The sequence below is a fragment of the Burkholderia sp. BE12 genome (genome assembly GCF_002959955.1).
Classification (GTDB): Bacteria; Pseudomonadota; Gammaproteobacteria; order Burkholderiales; family Burkholderiaceae; genus Burkholderia.
In genome coordinates this window covers 50,265-69,322 of the sequence record NZ_PREY01000026.1, presented here as the reverse complement: position 1 = coordinate 69,322, position 19,058 = coordinate 50,265, and the positions used below count along the sequence as shown (strand labels likewise).

At 69.3% G+C, this 19,058-nt stretch carries 19 protein-coding genes; 9 read left to right on the top strand and 10 right to left on the bottom strand.

All coding sequences use genetic code 11. From position 1 onward, the window contains the following. The first annotated feature begins 2 nt into the window (after positions 1-2). Entirely contained in the window at positions 3-485 is a 483-nt protein-coding gene (locus C4B30_RS25635; RefSeq protein WP_027785945.1) for a hypothetical protein, read from the top strand. On the opposite strand, the gene C4B30_RS25630 is transcribed toward C4B30_RS25635, so the two are convergent. Then, a complete protein-coding gene (locus tag C4B30_RS25630) occupies positions 460-966 on the bottom strand; it encodes an NUDIX hydrolase (protein ID WP_034185501.1) in 507 nt (168 codons plus the stop codon). The two genes, C4B30_RS25635 and C4B30_RS25630, sit on opposite strands and share 26 nt — an antisense overlap. Positions 967-1,131: 165 nt before the next feature. Next, positions 1,132-1,332 (bottom strand): hypothetical protein, encoded by a 201-nt coding sequence (locus C4B30_RS25625; RefSeq protein WP_027785943.1) that lies wholly within the window; start codon positions 1,330-1,332, stop codon positions 1,132-1,134. 159 nt (positions 1,333-1,491) lie between these two features. On the opposite strand from C4B30_RS25625, the gene C4B30_RS25620 reads away from it, so the two are divergent. From C4B30_RS25620 to C4B30_RS25610, 3 genes are all read left to right on the top strand, one after another. After that, positions 1,492-2,880, top strand: coding sequence for an HlyD family secretion protein (locus C4B30_RS25620; RefSeq protein WP_027785942.1), 1,389 nt, complete (start codon positions 1,492-1,494; stop codon positions 2,878-2,880). Between the two features lie 85 nt (positions 2,881-2,965). Continuing rightward, positions 2,966-4,558 (top strand): DHA2 family efflux MFS transporter permease subunit, encoded by a 1,593-nt coding sequence (locus tag C4B30_RS25615; RefSeq protein ID WP_027785941.1) that lies wholly within the window; start codon positions 2,966-2,968, stop codon positions 4,556-4,558. Position 4,559: 1 nt separating this feature from the next. Continuing rightward, positions 4,560-6,245 (top strand): efflux transporter outer membrane subunit, encoded by a 1,686-nt coding sequence (locus tag C4B30_RS25610; protein ID WP_234015460.1) that lies wholly within the window; start codon positions 4,560-4,562, stop codon positions 6,243-6,245. A gap of 67 nt (positions 6,246-6,312) precedes the next feature. Here C4B30_RS25610 and C4B30_RS25605 read toward each other — a convergent pair whose 3' ends face one another. Continuing rightward, positions 6,313-7,023: a response regulator gene (locus C4B30_RS25605; protein ID WP_027785940.1), complete on the bottom strand. Its 711-nt coding sequence runs from the start codon at positions 7,021-7,023 to the stop codon at positions 6,313-6,315. 587 nt (positions 7,024-7,610) lie between these two features. Between C4B30_RS25605 and C4B30_RS25600 the strand changes: the two genes are divergently transcribed. Then, positions 7,611-7,943, top strand: coding sequence for a hypothetical protein (locus C4B30_RS25600; RefSeq protein ID WP_027785939.1), 333 nt, complete (start codon positions 7,611-7,613; stop codon positions 7,941-7,943). A gap of 23 nt (positions 7,944-7,966) precedes the next feature. Continuing rightward, positions 7,967-8,188: a hypothetical protein gene (locus tag C4B30_RS25595; RefSeq protein WP_027785938.1), complete on the top strand. Its 222-nt coding sequence runs from the start codon at positions 7,967-7,969 to the stop codon at positions 8,186-8,188. A 22-nt stretch (positions 8,189-8,210) separates the two neighbouring features. Here C4B30_RS25595 and C4B30_RS25590 read toward each other — a convergent pair whose 3' ends face one another. The 6 genes from C4B30_RS25590 to C4B30_RS25565 are packed head-to-tail and all read right to left on the bottom strand — an operon-like array spanning position 8,211 to position 13,994. Next, positions 8,211-8,750, bottom strand: a complete 540-nt coding sequence (locus C4B30_RS25590; RefSeq protein WP_027785937.1) for a GNAT family N-acetyltransferase — start codon at positions 8,748-8,750, stop codon at positions 8,211-8,213. Positions 8,751-8,777: 27 nt separating this feature from the next. Next, positions 8,778-9,590: a DeoR/GlpR family DNA-binding transcription regulator gene (locus tag C4B30_RS25585; protein ID WP_227789678.1), complete on the bottom strand. Its 813-nt coding sequence runs from the start codon at positions 9,588-9,590 to the stop codon at positions 8,778-8,780. Positions 9,591-9,624: 34 nt separating this feature from the next. Beyond that, positions 9,625-10,599, bottom strand: coding sequence for an N-acetylglucosamine kinase (locus tag C4B30_RS25580; protein WP_027785935.1), 975 nt, complete (start codon positions 10,597-10,599; stop codon positions 9,625-9,627). Continuing rightward, the gene (locus tag C4B30_RS25575; protein ID WP_027785934.1) at positions 10,596-11,777 is read right to left on the bottom strand and encodes an SIS domain-containing protein; all 1,182 of its coding nucleotides are present in this window, start codon (positions 11,775-11,777) and stop codon (positions 10,596-10,598) included. The genes C4B30_RS25580 and C4B30_RS25575 overlap by 4 nt, the downstream gene beginning before the upstream one ends. 22 nt (positions 11,778-11,799) lie before the next feature. Next, positions 11,800-13,095 (bottom strand): D-tagatose-bisphosphate aldolase, class II, non-catalytic subunit, encoded by a 1,296-nt coding sequence (locus tag C4B30_RS25570; RefSeq protein ID WP_027785933.1) that lies wholly within the window; start codon positions 13,093-13,095, stop codon positions 11,800-11,802. Beyond that, positions 13,092-13,994 carry a DMT family transporter gene (locus tag C4B30_RS25565; RefSeq protein ID WP_027785932.1) on the bottom strand — a complete coding sequence of 301 codons (903 nt, stop codon included), beginning with the start codon at positions 13,992-13,994 and terminating at the stop codon, positions 13,092-13,094. Before C4B30_RS25565 ends, C4B30_RS25570 begins: the two co-directional genes overlap by 4 nt. Positions 13,995-14,357: 363 nt before the next feature. On the opposite strand from C4B30_RS25565, the gene C4B30_RS25560 reads away from it, so the two are divergent. From C4B30_RS25560 to C4B30_RS25550, 3 genes are all read left to right on the top strand, one after another. Then, a complete protein-coding gene (locus C4B30_RS25560) occupies positions 14,358-16,493 on the top strand; it encodes a glycoside hydrolase family 36 protein (protein ID WP_027785931.1) in 2,136 nt (711 codons plus the stop codon). 125 nt (positions 16,494-16,618) lie between these two features. Beyond that, complete coding sequence (locus tag C4B30_RS25555; RefSeq protein ID WP_027785930.1) at positions 16,619-17,500, top strand: endo alpha-1,4 polygalactosaminidase; 882 nt, start codon at positions 16,619-16,621, stop codon at positions 17,498-17,500. A gap of 176 nt (positions 17,501-17,676) precedes the next feature. Next, positions 17,677-18,804: a porin gene (locus tag C4B30_RS25550; RefSeq protein WP_027785929.1), complete on the top strand. Its 1,128-nt coding sequence runs from the start codon at positions 17,677-17,679 to the stop codon at positions 18,802-18,804. A 20-nt stretch (positions 18,805-18,824) separates the two neighbouring features. Here the strand turns inward: C4B30_RS25550 and C4B30_RS25545 are convergent, their stop codons facing one another. Then, entirely contained in the window at positions 18,825-19,046 is a 222-nt protein-coding gene (locus tag C4B30_RS25545; RefSeq protein ID WP_027785928.1) for a hypothetical protein, read from the bottom strand. Between the last annotated feature and the right edge of the window lie 12 nt (positions 19,047-19,058).

Sequence of the window (19,058 nt, the reverse complement as noted above, 5' to 3'; positions counted from 1 at the left end):
CCATGACCGAACGCCAGTCCCCCGACACGACACCTCCGCATCCGGAGCCCGGCGCACACGACGCGCTCGAACACCTGCTGGGCAGTCTGCATCGGCACGGCTTCCTGCGCTTCGCGAACGAGGTGGTCAGCGCGAACGCGCGGCTGGCCGACACGTTCGTCGATGCGCTCGACAAGCCCGGCATGCAGAGCGGCATGCAGAATCTCGCGATGCTGGTGACGGCGCTGTCGCGCATTCCGCCGGAACAGTTCGGCCGCGCCGCGTTCGCGGCGGCCGACGCGCTGCATCACGTAGGCGCATGGCAGCCGGCGCAGCACGAGCACGTCGCGCCCGGCGTGCGCGGCGTCTACCGGCTGCTGCACGACGAGGCGTTGTGGGATGCGCTGACGCCGTTGCTGGAAGGACTGAAGGTTTTCGCGCAAGGGCTCGCGCGCGATCCGCAGCCGCCGATTGCCGGCCTCAACGAGACGACGAAAGACGCGTGACCGGCGCCGGCTGCAGGCCGCACGCGGCGCTCAGGTCCGCGAACTGGCGAATGATGCGCTGTGTCGGCGCGCTCGCCGGCCAGTGCGGCACCGCGTCGATTCGAACCCAGCGGCACAGCGCGATCTCCCGGCCCGGGCACGCGTGGGCGCCGCGCGGCAGGCTCGCGACGAATACGTGATGGCGTTTCACGCTGCCGTCCACGTAGAAGAAATACGCGAGGTCGAGATCGGCGAGCCCCGTTTCCTCCCGAAGTTCGCGATGCGCGGCGTCGAGCGCCGATTCCCCCCGGCGAATCACGCCGCCCGGTAGCGTCCAGCGCGACGACGGTCCGCGGGCGACGAGCAGCACGCGCTGGTTGCGATGGCAGACGATCGTTGCGCGTTCCTTCGCCAGCGGCGCCAGCGGCACCGCGCGCACAGGGAAATCGGACGGGTCGGGTAGCGTCATGAAGGGCAGGCGACGGGTGATTGAAAGATCCATGCCCCCGTGCCGCAACTTGCGTTCCTGCATCGCCACCGCGCCGGGCTTCGCGCGAGCGTTTCGGAGCCGCCTGCCGGTCGTCGTCCGCGATTTTTCAACGGCTTGTCATTTCTGCCGCCGCCTGTCGCGGCCAAGCGAGCGGCGATTCCGTGCGACGCGCGGCGCTCACGCGTCGCCGTGTTCCCCGGATGGCGTGCGATGCGGCGGTGTCCCGCCGTCCGGCTCGGCCGGCTTGCCTTCGGCCGGATCGTGGGCGCTGCGCGGCGGCGGCGTGGCCGTGCCGCGGCGCTTGCCTTCGGGGCCGGGCGTGCTGTCGCCGCGATCTTCGCCGCGTGTGTCGGTGTCGAGTGAGGTCGAGCGTGTCATGGTTCGCGAGTCCTGTCGGGGCCGTCCAAGCCTGCCTGTCGCGCATCGGGCGTACCGGGTGCGGGCGAAGCACGTCGCCGGGTCCGCTGTTTGCTTGATCGCGCGCTTGAGGTCGGCGCGGGCAATGACGCGCGCCGCCACCGTCTGGAGCCTCGTTTCATGCCCGATGCGATTCTGTGCCCGTTATCCGTTCGTGAGCGATTCGGCGTCGCGCTCCGGCGCGCGTCGACGGTCGGACGGTACGGCGCCGGCGCGCCGGACGCGTTCGCGCCGGCGAGGGCCGATGTCGTACCGTCGACGCCGCTGCACGCCCGCTGGCCGACCGCCGTCGCGCGTGCGGGCGACAGCCAGTCCGGCGGCGGCGGCTCGGGCGCCGCGCCGGACCGCGGCGGCGAGCGCCCGACCGACGCGCCGGGCGGCGGTGGCGGCGACCACCATCCGCACGACGATCGCGGCGGCCGCACCGGCGGCGACGGAGAGGGCGGCAACGGCAACGGCGACGGAGAACGCAAGCGGCCCGGCAAAAAGCCGCTGATCATCCTCGGTGCGGTGGTGTTCGTGCTGCTCGTCGCCGGGCTCGTCTGGTGGTTCGCGACGCGCAACCAGGAAAGCACCGACGATGCGTACACCGACGGCAACGCGGTCGCGGTCGCGCCGCACGTGTCCGGCTACGTGACGCGGCTGGCGGTCGACGACAACACGTTCGTGCGGCGCGGCGACGTGCTCGTCGAGATCGATCCGCGCGACTACCGTGCGCAGGTCGATGCGGCGCAGGCGCAGCTCGGTCTCGCGCAGGCGCAGCTCGACGCGGCGCGCGTGCAGCTCGATATCGCGCGCGTGCAGTATCCGGCCCAGTACCGGCAAGCGCGCGCGCAGATCGAATCCGCGGAAGCCGCGTACCGGCAGGCGCTCGCCGCGCAGACGCGGCAGCGCGCGGTCGATGCGCGCGCAACGTCGCAGCAGGCGATCGACGCGGCCGACGCGCAGCGCGCGACCGCCGATGCGAACGTCGCGATGGCCCAGGCGCAGGCGCGCACCGCGAGCCTCGTGCCGCAGCAGATCCGGCAGGCCGAGACGGCCGTCGAGGAACGCCGCCAGCAGGTGCTGCAGGCGCGCGCGCAGCTCGAGACGGCCAACCTGAACCTGTCGTACTGCGAGATGCGTGCGCCGTCCGACGGCTGGGTCACGCGACGCAACGTGCAACTGGGCTCGTTCCTGCAGCCGGGCACGTCGATCTTCTCGATCGTCACGCCGCGCGTGTGGATCACCGCGAATTTCAAGGAGTCGCAGCTCGAGCGGATGCGCATCGGCAACCGCGTCGACGTGTCGGTCGACGCGTATCCCGATCTCGACCTGCACGGCCACGTCGACAGCATCCAGCTCGGCAGCGGGTCGCGCTTCTCCGCGTTCCCGACCGAGAACGCGACCGGCAACTTCGTGAAAATCGTGCAGCGCGTGCCGGTGAAGATCGTGCTCGACGGCCCGCTGCCGACCCGTCCGCCGCTCGGTCTCGGCCTGTCGGTCGAGCCGACCGTCCACCTGAAATGACCGGCCGCCGTGCCGCGGCCGGTTTCGACCGGAGCGATCCGATGCCCGATACCCGCATGCCGTCCCTGCCTCACGAGGCCCGCCGATGAACCGGCCGCCCGACCGCGGCGGCGCGTCCGGCGGCACGTGGCGTCCCGCCGCGAACCCGTGGCTCGTCGCGATCGTCGTCACGCTCGCCGCGTTCATGGAAGTGCTCGACACGACGATCGTCAACGTCGCGCTGCCGCACATCGCCGGCACGATGTCGGCGAGCTACGACGAGGCGACCTGGACGCTCACGTCGTACCTCGTCGCGAACGGCATCGTGCTGCCGATCTCGGGGTTCCTCGGGCGCCTGCTTGGCCGCAAGCGCTACTTCATGCTGTGCATCGCCGCGTTTACCGTGTGCTCGTTCCTGTGCGGCGTCGCGACCAACCTCGGCGAACTGATCGTGTTCCGCGTGCTGCAGGGGCTATTCGGCGGCGGCCTGCAGCCGAACCAGCAGTCGATCATCCTCGATACGTTTCCGCCCGAGCAGCGCAACCGCGCGTTCTCGATCTCGGCCATCGCGATCGTCGTCGCGCCGGTGCTCGGACCGACGCTCGGCGGCTGGATCACCGACCATTTCTCGTGGCGCTGGGTGTTCCTGCTCAACGTGCCGATCGGCGCGCTGACCGTGCTCGCGGTGATGCAGCTCGTCGAGGATCCGCCGTGGCGGCGCGGCGCCGAACGCGGGATCTCCATCGACTACATCGGCATCGGTCTGATCGCGATCGGGCTCGGTTGCCTGCAGGTGATGCTCGATCGCGGCGAGGACGAGGACTGGTTCGGCTCGAACTTCATCCGCGTCTTTGCCGTGCTGTCCGCGCTCGGGCTGATCGGCGCGACGCTGTGGCTGCTGCGCACGAAGAAACCGGTGGTCGACCTGTCGTGCCTGCGCGATCGCAATTTCGCGCTGGGCTGCGTGACGATCGCGACGTTCGCGGCCGTGCTGTACGGCAGCGCGGTGATCGTGCCGCAGCTCGCGCAGCAGCACCTGGGCTACACGGCGACGCTCGCGGGGCTCGTGCTGTCGCCCGGCGCGCTGCTGATCACGCTCGAGATTCCGCTCGTGAGCCGGCTGATGCCGCACGTGCAGACGCGCTATCTCGTCGGGTTCGGTTTCGTGCTGTTGTGCGGCTCGCTGATCTATTCGCGCACGCTGGTGCCCGACATCGACTACAAGCACCTCGTGATGATCCGGTGTGCGCAGTCGCTCGCGATCGGCTTCATGTTCGTGCCGATCACGACGCTCGCGTATCTGACCGTGCCGCGGCGGCTCAACGACGACGCGTCCGCGCTGTTCACGATGTTCCGCAACGTCGCGGGCTCGATCGGCATCTCGGTGTCGACCGCATTGATCCGCGAGCGCACGCAGGCGCGCATGGCCCATCTGTCCACGCACATGTCGACGCTGTCGCAGAACTTCCAGGACGCGCTGCAGGAGAACGCACGCGCGATCGGCGCGCTGACGGGCGCGCCGCCGTCGGCCGCGCTGCAGACGGCGAGCGGGCGGCTGTACGAGACATTCATCGCGCAGGCGACGATCCTCGCGTATATCGACGTGTTCGCGATCCTCGCGGTGTTCTGCGCGTTCAGCATTCCGCTGACGTTCCTGTTCACGCCGGCGAAGGCCGCGGGCGGCGCGGGAGGGCATTGACATGCGCATGCATCGGGACAACCGCAACCGCCGCCCGGTTCGCACCATCGCGTGTCGCGCGGCGACGATATTCACGGGATGCGCCATTGTCGCGAGCTGCACCGTCGGGCCCGACTACCAGCCGCCGCACGCGGACGTTCCGGACACCTGGCACGCGATGCAGGCGCAAGGCCAGGCGGCAGCCCCTGCATCCGGCGTGGCCGCACGCTCTTCGCCGACGATCGATGCCGACCCCGATCCGCGCTGGTGGCGCGCGTTCGGCGATCCGCTGCTCGATCAGCTCGTCGAGCGCGCCGCGCACGACAACCTCGACGTGCAGGCCGCCGTGCTGCGCATCGCCCAGGCACGCGCGCAGGTTCGCGCCGCCGCCGCGCAGGGTTTGCCGGACGTGCGTGCGACCGCGAGCTACCAGCGCGAACAGCTCGGCCTGAAAGGCATCGTCGAGGAGCAGGGCATCGACCAGCGCGTCGATCGTCTCGGCGCGCCGGGCTCGCCGCTCGACCGGTTCGGGCCGGGAACCGGCGCGCGCGTGCAGCAAGGCGCGCGCGGCGCGCTCGATGCCCTCGAAGCGCCGGTCAACCTGTGGCAGGCCGGGTTCGACGCATCGTGGGAACTGGACCTGTTCGGGCGCGTGCGCCGCTCGGTCGAAGCGGCCGGCGCCGAGACGAGCGCGGCGGTCGCGAGCCGCGACGACGCGCTGCTGTCGCTCGAGGCCGAAGTCGCGCAGACCTATCTGCAATTGCGCGGCGCACAAGCACAGCGCGCGCTGGCCGACGACCTGCAACGCGCGCAGCGCGACCTGCTCGACCTGACGCGCGAGCAGGCCGCGCATGGTCTCGCGAGCGATCTCGACGTGCGCAGCGCCGACGCGCGGCTCGCGCAGATCCGCGCGCAACTGCCGCAGTTCGACCAGCAGATCGTCCTGCTGCGCAACGGCCTCGCGTATCTGGTCGGCGGCGCGCCGGGCGCGCTCGACGACTGGCTTGACGCCCCGCGCGCGCTGCCGGACGTGCCGCCGACCGTACCCGTCGGCCTGCCGTCGACGCTCGCGCGCCGGCGCCCCGACATCCGCCGCGCGGAGGCCGAGCTGCATGCGGCCACCGCCGACGTGGGCGTCGCGGTCGCGCAGTTCTATCCGGACATTTCGCTGACGGGGCAGGTCGGCCTGCGCGCGTCGCACGTGCGCGAGCTCGCGCACTGGTCGCATCTGTTCTATGCGTTCGGGCCGGCCGTGTCGCTGCCGATCTTTTCCGGCGGCGCGCTCGTGTCGAACCTGCGGCTGTCGCAGGCGCGCCAGGCCGAAGCGGCGCTCGCCTACCGGCAAGCCGTGCTCGTCGCGCTGCGCGACGTCGACAATGCGCTGGCCGTGTACCGCACCGACCAGGCGCGCGCGGCCGCGCTCGACGATGCGGTGAAGGCCGAACAGGGCGCGCTGGACCTCGCGCGCGATCGCTACCGGAAGGGGTTGTCGCCGTTCCTCGACGTGCTGGACGCCGAGCGGCAATGGTCGGAAGGCCGGCAGCAGGCCGAGCAGGGTGCGTTGCAGAAGACGACCGATCTCGTCGCGCTTTACAAGGCGCTCGGCGGCGGATGGCAGGCCGGCGCGAGCACGAATACGAGCACGAATACGAGCACGAATACGAATACGAATACGAATACGGATACCGGTACGGCTCGCCCGCAATAGCCGCGAGCGCGCGCCGCACCTCGCGGGCCGCGCGCGCGCACTGCCGCCCGTCGGCCCACGCGCGGCCTCATTCCCATCCGTGCTTGCTGAACTGATAGCCCTTGGAGCGGATGGTCTTGATCCGTTTCGGTTCGTTCGCATCGTCGCGCAGCTTGCGGCGCAGCTTCGAGATGCGGCCGTCGATCGAGCGATCGAGGCCGTCGAACGCGATGCCGCGCAGCAGCAGCGTCAGGTCTTCGCGGCTGACCACCTCGCCCGCGCGGCACACGAGGGCCCACAGCAGGTCGAATTCGGTCGACGTCAAACGCGGCATGCTGCCGTCGGGAAGATGCACGCGGCGATCGGCCCGGTCGATCGAGAACTTGCCGAACACGTATCGCTGCGGCGAATCCGGCACGGGGTCGCCCGCCGGCACGCGCGTGCGCCGCAACTGCGCCTTGATCCGCGCGAGCAGCAGGCGCGGATCGATCGGCTTGCGGAGAAAGTCGTCCGCACCGAGTTCCAGGCCGAGCAATTCGTCGAACGGCTCGTCGCGGCCCGTCACCATGATCACGATGCCGTCGTACTGCATGCGGGCCTCGCGGCAGATCTCGAAGCCGTCCTTGCCCGGCAGGTTGACGTCGAGCAGCACCAGATCGGGTCGGTTCGCGACGATCGCCGGCACCGCGCCGGCGCCGTCGAACAGCGTGTCCACCTGGTAATGATGCTTGCGCAGATACTCGGCGATCAGCGCGGACAGCGGGACGTCGTCTTCGACGAGCAGGATTCGGATGGGCATCGGTAAACGAAGAGGCAAAACGGGAAGGTGGCGAGCGGTCAGGCCCAGTCCGAACGCGTCGTAGCCGAAGCGACGTGGATGATACTGCGCAACATTCCGGCGGAATGTGACGAAATCTGGATCGTTCGGTGAACTGAGCGATGGGCAAATCGCTGCCGGAAGTAGAAAGCGCGGGCCGGGCGGCGCCGGGCCGTGTGTGACGTTGAAACGGGCCGATGCGAGCGCCGGCGCGGCGCTCGCGACGATGCGCGAGCAGGCATCCTTCAGACGAAAACGTTTGCGTCAACCGGGCGTCGCGAACCTCGCCACCACCGGCCGAACCCACGCCAGGCAAGGTTAGTCGACATATCATTACAAAATATTACCGACGTGGGCACGTTCCGCTCCCTACAATTCCCGGACCTGACTCACGCGCGTCGGATACTGCGGTGGCGTTCTGTTTCCCGGTCGCCTCGACTGCGTGCTTCTACGACACGTCGAGTCGTGCTGCGCGCGTGCGGAACCGGATGCGCGGGGTCGGCTCGACGCCGCGACGGCTGCCGACGGGCCGGCAAGCGGACAGTACGAATCATTCACGGGGAGGCGAAATGACGCCGTTGCAAGTCGTTCTGAGTCTCGAGTCGCTCACGCATGCGATCGAAGCAGCGGTGGCGCGTGCCGACTGGAGCGAGGCCGTCCGGGCTGCCGAGAGGCGTTCGGCGTTCATCGTTGCGCTCGCACCCGATCAACCGGACGAGGTCGTCTCGGCGCTGATGAAACTGCAGGAGATCGATGTCCGGATCTCCACCGCGGCGCGCGACACGCTGGAGGCGCTCATCGCGGAGGGCTGGACGGCGTTGCAGGCAACCCGCGCGGCAACGAACGCGCAGAGGGCGCGGCAGCGGTCGCTCGACACCGGTGCCGCGGCAACGCGACACTGAGATTCGTTTCCTTCGGTGGTGGTATGAAATTCAGAAAACGCGCCGGTCAGGTCGATGCGACACGATGGTTCGCCGACGGCGACCATGAACGGGTAGAGCGCCGTCACGGCAGGTGGGCCGTCGCGACGCCGGAAGGCTGGCGGCCGGTGAAGCCGGGCGACTGGATCCTGCGCGATGAATCCGGCAACTGCTGGCCGATGGACGACGGCCTCTTCATGCATTGCTACGAACCAGTCGCCGACTGACGCGGCCGCCGGTTCGCCGCACCTAGCGACACTTGCGCGAAAACATCAACGAATCGGCGTCGTTCAAGCGGATGCGCAGCGGCTCGCCGTAACCGGCTTTCTCCGCGACCCGAATCGACGCGACATTGGTCGGCGCGATCAGGCACACGCTGCGTTCGAAGCGCTGCTGCGCGTCGAGCCAGGCGAGCGCGGCCGCGAGCGCCTCGGTCGCATAGCCGTTGCCTTGCGCCCAGGTCGCCAGCGCCCAGCCGGCTTCCGGCACGCCGCGAATCGACGGCTCGATGTTTCGATGGAAATCGGCGAAGCCGAGATCGCCGACATAGCGGCCCGACGCCTTTTCGCGGATCGCCCAGTAGCCATGGCCGAGCAGCGGCCACAGCCCGCGATACGCGAGCATGCGCATCCACGAGTCGCGCGGCGTGGACGGCTCGCCGTTGAAGATATGGGCGACGACGCCGGGTTCCGCCCACATCGCGGCGAGTGCGTCGAAGTCGCCGAGCGGATGGCCTTCGAGAATCAGGCGCGGCGTATCGAGAACGGGCGGGGACGAGACGGAGGGCATCGCGGTATCCGGATGGGAATCGGGCGGCTAGACCGTCAGCACGTCGATGCCGCGCTGGCGCAGGTCGTCGACCACGGCCGCGTCGGCGCCCGTATCGGTGATCAGCATGTCGAGCTGCTCGACGCTCGCGATCACGGACAGGTTGCGTTTCATCAGCTTCGACGAATCGGCGACCGCGATCACCTGGCGCGAGATCTTCAGCATCTGCGCGTTGAGCTGCGCTTCGAGCAGGTGCGGCGTCATCAGGCCGATCTCGGGATCGAGGCTGTCGACGCCGAGGAACAGCCGGTCCGCGTACAGCCCCTGCAGCGCGACGACGGCCTGTGGCCCGGACAGCGAATAGGAGTTCGGCCGAAGCTGCCCGCCCGGCATGATCAGGTTGATGTGCGGCGCGGCCGCGAGCAGCACCGCCACGTTCAGCGCATTGGTGATGACGTTCAGCGATTGCAGCTTCATCGCGAGGATCTGCTTCGCGATTTCCTCGGTCGTGCTGCCGGAGTCGAGCAGGATCGTTTCGCCGTCGCCGATCAGCGCGGCGGCCGCCGCCGCGATCCGCACCTTCTCCGCGTGACGGAGCTTCTGCTTGACCGCGATCGGCACCTCGTCGCTCTCGCGCAGCACCAGCGCGCCGCCGTGGGTACGCAGCACCGCGCCGGCCGCCGCGAGCGCGTTCAGGTCGCTGCGCACCGTGACGAGCGAAATGCCGAACCGCTCGGCCAGCTCCTCGACGGTCACCTTCTCCCGTTCGCGCACCAGCTCGCAGATCAGGCGGCGACGTTCTTCGACAAGCAGCGGCGCGTGATCGACGGCGGGCGGCGGAGGCACTCGGTGAGCGGGCATGTCCATTTCGGCAAGACAGGGAGCCGAAATGATATCAAAACCCCTGCCCGGGCTGGAGCGCATGCAAGGCCGGCGTGTCGAGCGGCATGCCCGCCAGCCGGGCCGCGTGGACGGCCGCGCCGACGTGCGGCCCGAGCCGCGGCGCGGTGAGCACCGCATGCGGTACACGGCGCGCGAGCGCGTCGCGCAGCGGATCGAGCACGAGCGCACCGGCGTTGAACACGCCGCCGGAATACGACACCGGCAGCGGCTCGCCGGGCGGCCAGCCGAGGGCGCGCGCGACGCCCGCCGCGAGTTGCGCGAGTTCGTCCGTCGCGCGGTCGATCAGCGCGTGCGCTTCGCGGTCGCCCGCGTGCGCCGCATCGATCACGAGCCGCGACAATTGCGCGAAGCGGCTGCGCACCGCGCCGGAATTCACGGCCGCGCACACGTCGAGATCGTGTTCCAGCGCGAAGTGCGCGCGCACGATGTCGAACAGCGGCCCGCGTGCGGCGCGGCCGTCCGCCATCCGCGAAAACGCGGCTAGCCCTTCGCGCGCGAGCCAGTAGGCCGAGCCCTCGTCGCCGAAGATCTCGCCCCAGCCGCCGCAGCGCGCGGCGCGGCCTTCGAGCTGGCCGTACGCGATCGATCCCGTGCCGGCGACGATGCTGATGCCGTCGCCGCCCGCCAGCGTGCCGGCCCAGCTGCACACCATGTCGTTGCCGATCCGGTAGCGCTCGCGCGCGAACAGCGGCGCGAGCAGGCCGTCGAGTTCGGGCAGCAGGCGGCTGTCCTCGCCGTACGCGGGCAGGCCGGCGAACGCGAACGCGACGTCGTCGCGCGCGACGTTCGCCGCGGCCAGCACCGCGCGCACGCCGTCGGCGAGCAGCGTGCGCAGCGCGTCCATGCCGATCTCGAGGTAGTAGCTGGTGGTCGTTTCATGGCGTGCCCGCACGCGGCCTTGCCGGTCGATCACCATGAACGCGGTTTTCGTGCCGCCGCCGTCGATGCCGAGAAAAAGTGGAGTCATGTGGGCTGCCCCGCATACGGATGAATGGTGACGCCGGCCACGACGCGATTGACGGTGCCGGACGCGCTCGGGTTGTCGGGCGTCAGTCCGAGCCGCAGCGAGGCGAGCAGCGCGAAACACTGCGCGAGGATCAGCGCGACGGGCGCGAGCGCGAGATCGGGCAGGCCGGGCGGCAGCGGCACCGTCAGGTCGTCGTCGGACGGCGGCAACGTGCGGGCGTCGCCCGCGCCATCGGCCGGCGCGACGCCGATCGACAGTATGCCGGCCGCGCGGTTTTCGCGCCGCAGTTCGTGCAGCAGGTCGAGGTCGTAGCGATGCGTATGCGGATCGCCGGACAGCAGCACGACGACGAGCGTCCGTTCGTCGAGAAACGTTTTCGGGCCGTGCCGGAAACCGAGCGGCGATTCGGCCATCGCGACGATCTGCCCGTCGGTGAGTTCCAGCAGCTTCAGCGCGGCTTCGCGCGCGAGCCCGAGCAGCGTGCCGCTGCCGAGATACACGACGCGCTCGGGCAATTGCCGCACGTGCGCGGCGAGCCGCGACGCCTGTTCGCGCAGCATCGTGCGCGCGGCGTCGGCCAGCGGCCCGACCGGCATGCCGGCTACGCCGAACGCCCAGGCCGCGCCGAGCAGCATGCCGCTGAAACTGGACGTCATCGCGAACGCCTGATCGTGCGTGGCCTCGGGCAACAGCACGACGTGCGCGCGCGGATGGGCGCCGAGGCGGCGGTTCAGCATGCCGTCGGCCGCGCACGTGAACGCGAGGTGGTGGCAGCCGTCGACGAGGCGATCCGCCAGCTCGACGGCCGCGACGCTTTCGGGGCTGTTGCCGGAGCGCGCGAACGAGACCAGCAGCGTCGGCATGCCCGGCTCTAGCGTATCGGCGGGGTTCGCGACGATGTCGGTGGTGGCCACCGCTTCGACGCGGCCGCCGAAGCGGTGCCGCAGCGCGGGCACGAGGCACTGTCCGATGAACGCCGAGCTGCCGGCGCCGGTCAGGACGATGCGCAGCCGGGGATCGGCGAGCAGCGGCGCGAGAAACGCGTCGAGCGCCGTGCGCTGCGCGTCGACGACGGCATGCACGTCGGGCCAGACGTCGGGTTGCTGGGCGATTTCGCGTGCCGTGTGAGCGGCGTGGCGGCGGGTGAGGTCGGCGGGATCGAGGTCGAGAAATTCCATGAGCGGATCTGAGGAGAGTCGGTCACGCGGCACACGCGTGGAGATACGGACGGACGGCCGCGGCCGTACCGTCTTGCAACAGGGCGCCGGCGCGCAGCGCGAGCCGTCCTTCGCGGATGGCCTCGTACTGGCGCGGCAGATGCTGGCTGACCAGCGTGAGCGGCGGCGGCGACGCATCGAGGCGCGCGAGCAGGTCGGCGCACGCGCGCTGCACGGCGGGATGCGTCCAGTAATAGCGGATGCGGTCGCTCAGGCTGTACGCGAGGTCGAGTTCGAGTTGCGCGCCGCCCGGGTAGTAATCGCGCCAGTGCGCCGGTTCGCTGCGCATCACGCCGAGCACGGTCGCGATGAAACCGTCGTCGCCGCCGAGCCATTCGCGCTCGATCGCCGCGAGCGCCCACAGCGTTTCGCGCATCGCGAAGGTCACGCCGGGGCCAACCTTCAGGATCGCGAAGTGATCGCGTACGAGCTGCGCGAGGTTGTCGGGCGTCTGGTAATCGGTCGAATGCGCTTCGAACACGAGCGCGGGTTCCTTGGCGATGAATGCGCTCAGTTCACGCGCGTTGCCGGCGTCGTAGTCGATCACCTTGTGATGATCGAACTCGACACCCGGCTGCACGACCATCGCGATCACGCGCGCCCACGCATCGTCCAGGCCGGCGCGCGCGAACGCGTCGCGGTGCAGCGCGAGTGTCGAACCGGCTGCTTCGGGCGCGGTGACCGCCAGCGCGTCGAGCGTCTCGTGCGCACCGCCGGGCACCGGGACCTCGGTGCCGATTACATAGACGGGCGCGTCGCCGCGCGGCGAACCGGCCGCCCACGCGGCCTCGGCGGCGCGGCACAGGCGCACCGCACGCGCGGCGATCTCGGCTTCGGGCAACGGCGACGGATCGTCCGCGCACGACATCGAGCAGTCGAGATGCAGCTTGCGGAAGCCGGCCGCCACGTACTGCGCGACCATCGTCTCGGCCTTGTCCATCGCATGCGCGGCCGGCAGCCGGCGCCAGGCGTTCGGGCCGAGGTGGTCGCCGCCGAGCAGAATCGCATCGGGGCTCACCTGTTCGCGCGCGGCGATGTCGAATACGTGGCGGCGAAAGTCGTGCGGCGTCATGCCCGTGTAGCCGCCGTCCTGGTTGACCTGGTTGCAGGTCGCTTCGATCAGCGCGGGGCGTTCGCGCGCCGCGCATTCGCGCAGCGCGGCGGCGATCGCGACCGGATGCGCGGAGCACACGGACGGGATGCCGATCGCGGGCGTGCCGGGCGGCGCGTGACGAGACGACTGCTTGTGACGTCGGACGAGATCGAGCAGGTGGTTCATGCCGATTCCCCCGCCGCGTCGGTCGCCCCGGCGCCTTCCGGCTGCAGCGCGAGCAGCAGCGCGGCCAGCAGCGCCAGCGCGATGCCCGTCAGCTTGCTGCCGGTCGGCGTCGTACCGGTGACGGCCATCGAGATCACCGACGTCAGCAGCGGCGCGCCCGCGTTGACGAGCGGCGACACGACGATCGCCTTGCCGAAGCGGAACGCATAGACGAGCGTCAGCGCGCCGATCGCATTCAGCACCTGGATCACGGCGGCGAGGCCCGGGCCGTTGATCCCGTAGTTGATCGTGCGGCCGAAGTCGGTCATCCACAGCGCGAACGGCACGCAGAGCAGGCCCGTGAGCGCCATGTAGAAGAAGATCGATTCCGCGTCCATCGTCGCGTTCGCGATCTTGATGAAATACGCCTGCAGCCCCCATGCCACGAGCACCAGCAGCGCGAGCGCGAACCACAGCCCGAACCGCGCGGGCCCCTGGCCCGACTGGAAATCGAACAGCGGCAGCGAGCACAGCGCGAGCACGATGCCGGCCACGCCGAGCTTGCCCGTCCGTTCGCGCAGCAGCAGGAACGACAGCGCGATCGTCAGTGCCGGCGACAGCGACACGATCGGGAACACGAGATACGGCGGCCCCGATTCGACCGCGCGGAACAGCAGCATCTGACCGCCCGCGCCGAGCAGCCCGATGGCGAGCCCGAGCGCCAGCGAACGGCCGTCGTGCCGCACGCGCCAGCCGGCGCGTCCGAGCGCGACCAGCGCCGGCGGAATCATCGTGAACGCCCAGACCACGTAGATCAGCGTATCGGGGAAGCCATGCTCGGCGGGCAAGCCGGTGAATGCGCCCCACACGCCCCATAGCAGGGTGGTGACGAGCGCGTGAACGAGCCAGTTGTTTTGCATCGGTCGCGTCTTTCCAAGTGAGTTCTGATCCGTCGAATACTTTCGTTTGATGCCGTGCAAGGCGGAATCGGTCGCATTCGGCGGGCGGGCCCGACGACGTTTCATCGGAAAACGCCAGAATCATCCGTCGGGAGCCGCCAATCTACGGCCTTTCGTTTTCTTTCGTTATTAGTGTAAACCACAAACGAAAGAAAACGAAAGATCGACTAGATTGCCGATCTGCGCAAGGCGGATGTGTCGGCGCACGGCCCTTCTTCACGAGGAATTCGGTATGAACGCTTGCTTTTCCTTTCGATTTCCACTGCCTGTCCGGCTCGTCGGCAGGCCGGCGCGCCGCGTGCCGCTGCGTCGCGAGGTGCGCCCATGACCACCCGGCGCGCGTTCGTGCAGTGGCTGGCCGCCGGTGCGGCGAGCCCGATTCTGGTCGGTGTCGGCGTGCGCGATGCGCGCGGCGGCGAGCCGCAGCGCGTCGCGCTGCGTGACGACCGGCTCGTGATCGAGTTCGATCCGGCGATGCGCAGCCGGCTGGCCGTGCGTCGCGGCGGCGGCACGCGTGCGCTGACCCGCTTCGATGCGAGCGAGACGCTCGAACAGCTGGTCGGCCCGGCGCCGGCGCCGACCCCGGACGGCCCCGCGCCCGACACGCGGCCGGTGCGCACGATCGACCGCTTCGCGCTCGTCGACGCCGCGCATGCCGACGTCTCCACCGTATTCGGCGCGGGGCGGCAACTGCGGCTGGTGGGCCGGTCGGCGAACGGCTTCGAGAAGACGGTGCGCGTCACGTTGCTCGAAGCGCGGCCGGGCGTCGCGCTGATCGACACGCAGTTCCGCAACGTCGGCACGCAGGCGACCGACGTCCGCGCATGGAACGTCGCCGCGCACCGGCTGCTGCCGGCCGCGGCCGGCGCGGGCGGCTACTGGACCTATTCCGGCGCGAGCCACGCGGATCGGCGCGACTGGGTGCAGCCGGTGAAGACCGGCTTCGACCAGCGCAATTTCATGGGCATGAACGCGTCGGACTATGGCGGCGGCACGCCGGTCGTCGATGTGTGGCGGCGCGATCAGGGCATCGCGCTCGGGCATCTCGACACCGTGCCGCGCCTCGTATCGCTGCCGGTGAAGGCGGTGCGCGACGAAGTCTCGCTCGGCCTGCGCGGCGAGAAGACGATCACGCTCGCGCCGGGCGCGACGCTCGATACGCCGACCGCATTCGTGATGCTGCACGACGGCGATTATTTCGTCGCGCTCGACACGTATCGGCAGATGATGGGCGCGCAGGGTTTCCATTCGCCGCAGCCGCCGGCGAGCGCGTACGAGCCGATCTGGTGTGCGTGGGGCTACGAGCGCCAGTTCAGTCTCGACTACGTGCGTGCGACGTTGCCGAAGGTGCAGGCGCTCGGCTTCAAGTGGGCGGTGCTCGACGACGGCTGGCAACGGCGTACCGGCGACTGGGTGCCGGACCGCGCGAAATTCCCGGCCGGCGACGCGGACATGAAGGCGCTCGTCGACGACATCCATGCCAGCGGGCAGAAGGCGCGGCTGTGGATCGCGCCGCTCGCCGTCGCGCCGGGCAGCGACGAACTGCACGACCACACCGACATGCTGCTGCTCGACGCGGACGGCGCACCGCAGGCGATCACCTGGTGGAACAGCTTCTATCTGTGCCCGGCCTACGAAAAGACGCAGGCGCACGTCGCCGCACTCATGAAGAAGGTGATCGGCGAGTGGGGCTTCGACGGCGTGAAGATCGACGGCCAGCACCTGAACGGCGTCGCGCCGTGCTACAACCCCGCGCACCGGCATGCGCGGCCGGAGGATTCGGTCGAGCATCTCGCCGATTTCTACCGCGTGTTTCATGCCGCCGCGCATGCGGTCAAGCCGGACGCGGTCGTCGAAGTGTGCCCGTGCGGCACCGCATACGCGTTCCACAACATGCGCTACATCGATCAGGCGCCTGCATCCGATCCGCTGTCGAGCTGGCAGGTGCGCCACAAGGGCAAGACGTTGAAGGCGTTGATGGGCGCGTCGTCCGCGTATGCGGGCGACCACGTCGAACTGAGCGACGGCGGCCGCGATTTCGCGTCGGCGGTGGGCGTCGGCGCGGTCATCTCGACGAAGTTCACGTGGCCCGTCGATCCGAAGCCGAAGGATTCGTTCCTGCTGACGCCCGAGCACGAGCAGGTGTGGCGGCACTGGGTCGAGGTCTACGACGCGCACCGGCTCGCCGAGGGCCGCTATCGCGGCGAGCTGTACGACATCGCGTTCGACAAGCCCGAGGCACACGTCGTGGAAAAGGACGGCGTGCTGCATTACGCGTTCTACGCCGACCGCTGGAGCGGCCCGGTCGCCCTGCGCGGCCTGCAGCCCGGCCGGTCGTACCGGATCGTCGACTACGCGAACGGCAATCGCGAGGTCGGCCGCATCGCGCCGGGGCACGACGCGATCGCATTGCGCTTCGAGCATGCGGCGCTGCTGCGCGCCGAGCCGCTCGACGCGTGAGTGTCGCCTCGCAACACCGCGTACCACCGCCCGGCGCGCGTCTCGTCGCGCCTCACCGGGCAACCGGCAGTTCCGCAACGCGCAGTTCCATTCGTCATTCCGATCCCTCCACTGGAGATGCTTCGATGAAAAAAATTGCACGCAACCTTTCCGGTGTCGCGGCGCTCGCGCTGTGCGCCTCGATCCTGCAGGCCTGCGGCGACGGGTCGTCCGACCCGCTGTCGGCCAAGGCCTTTGCCGCACCGCCGCCGGCCGTGGCGGCGCCCGCGCGCGCCGCGTCGCACTGGACGCCGGTGGTTGCCGATACGTGGCAATGGCAGCTCAAGGGCAAGCTCAATACGTCGTACGACGTGGCCATCTACGATATCGACCTGTTCGATACCGATCCGGCGACGATCGCGGCGCTCAAGCAGGCCGGGCGCAAGGTCGTCTGTTATTTCTCGGCGGGGAGTTCGGAGAACTGGCGGCCCGATTTCTCGAAGTTCAAGGCGTCCGACCAGGGCAACAAGCTCGACGAGTGGGAAGGCGAGCGCTGGCTCGACATCCGTTCGAGCAACGTGCGCGACATCATGACGGCGCGTCTCGACCGCGCGGTGGAGAAGGGGTGCGACGGCGTCGAGCCCGACAACGTCGACGGCTATGCGAACGACACCGGTTTCCCGTTGCAGGACACCGATCAGTACGCGTTCAACGTGTTCATCGCGAACGAGGCGCACAAGCGCAATCTGGCGGTCGGGCTGAAGAACGACGTCGACCAGCTCGTGGCGCTCGAACCGTCGTTCGACTTCGCGGTGAACGAAGAGTGCAACGAGCAGAAGGAGTGCGACGGCTACACGGTATTCACCTCGAAGAACAAGCCGGTGCTGAACGCCGAGTATGCGGGCAAATACCGGACGCCGAGCGGGCAGCGCACGCTGTGCAATGCGGCGCGCGCGCTCAACATGCGCACGCTCGTGCTGGCGAAGAAGCTCGACGACAGCTACCGGTTCAGCTGCGACGCCTCCTGATCGAACCGCGCCCGTCGTGACGGGCGAACCCGTGTAACCGATGTCCGCGCGCGCACGCTCTGGGTCCGGGCGTGCGCGCCGCGAGTATCGCGATATCGCGAGCGGGTGCGCCATGCACGGCCGATGCCGCATCGATGTATGTCCAAATCGATTCGCACTACTTATCCATAAATACGATGAAAAATTGCATGCTGATTGCAGGCGCCGCCGTGGCGACCGCGTTGTCCGTCGCCGCGCGCGCGGAGGGTTCGGTCACGCTGTACGGCACGATCGACACGGGTATCGCGTATCTGAACCACGCGGAAGGCGGGAAGTCGCGCGTATCGATGTCGTCAGGCGCGTTGTCGGCGAACGAATGGGGATTGACCGGCAGCGAGGAACTCGGCGGCGGAATGAACGCGATCTTCACGCTCGAGAACAATTTCGACGTCGGGACCGGCCAGCTCGACGGCGGCCGGCTGTTCGGCTCGAAGGCGTTCGTCGGCATCGCGTCCGGTACGTGGGGCACGCTGACGCTCGGCCGGCAGAACGACCCGGTGACGGATCTCGTGCAGCCGATCACGGCCGATGCGTTCAGCGGGCTCTTCGCGCCGCCCGGCGACGTCGACAACTACGACAGCAGCGTGACGTTCAGCAACGCGGTCAAATGGACGAGCGCGGTGTGGCACGGCGTGACGGTTGCGGCGATGGTGTCGCCCGGCGGCGTGGCCGGCGCATCGGGGTCGGGGCTCGCGTATGCCGGCGCGCTCGGCTATGCGGACGGTCCGTTGAGCGCGGCGGCCGGCTACGTGCACGTCGACAACGGCAACGCGATCCGTTCGACGCGCGGCGTATCGTCGGCCGATTCGTTCTTCAACAGCGCGGTGAACCGCGCGTATGCGTCGGCGCGGTCGATCGAAATCGCGCGCGCCGGTGCGCAGTACGCGATCGGCAACGTGACGGTCGGCGCGGCGTTCAGCTTCAGCGAATACCGGCCCGACGCGTCATCGACGTTCGTGCATGCGCAGCGCTACCGGAACGGTTCCGCATTTGCGCAATGGCAGGCGCTGCCGTCGTTGCTGACGATCGTCGGCTACAACTTCACGTGGTCGGGCGGCGATTCGTCCGCGCGCTATCACCAGGTCAACGTCGGCGTCGACTATCTGCTGAGCAAGCGCACCGATCTCTACACGACGGTCGGCTACCAGCACGCGAACGGCTTCAACGGAACCGGGCCGGCCCAGGCCGTGATCGGGTCGTACAACGTCGATGCCGGCACGAATTCGCAGTTGCTCGCGATCGTCGGCATCCGGCACCGGTTCTGAGCCGGATGCTGGCGCGCGCGTTACTTCCGGCTTTTCAGGAAGGAGCGCCCTTCGGCCGTGATCGACGCGCCGGAGCGGCCGTGCGGGGGATGGCAGACGAAGCCGGCGCCGACGAGCTCTCGCGCGATCGACCAGCCGAGCGCCGGCGCGTCGCGACCGTAGCGAACATCGGCGAGGCGTTCGAGCGCCCAGATCGCGGAGGCCGACAGGTTGGGGGTGTTGGACGTCGGATTGTCGTTCATCGCTTCCTCGGG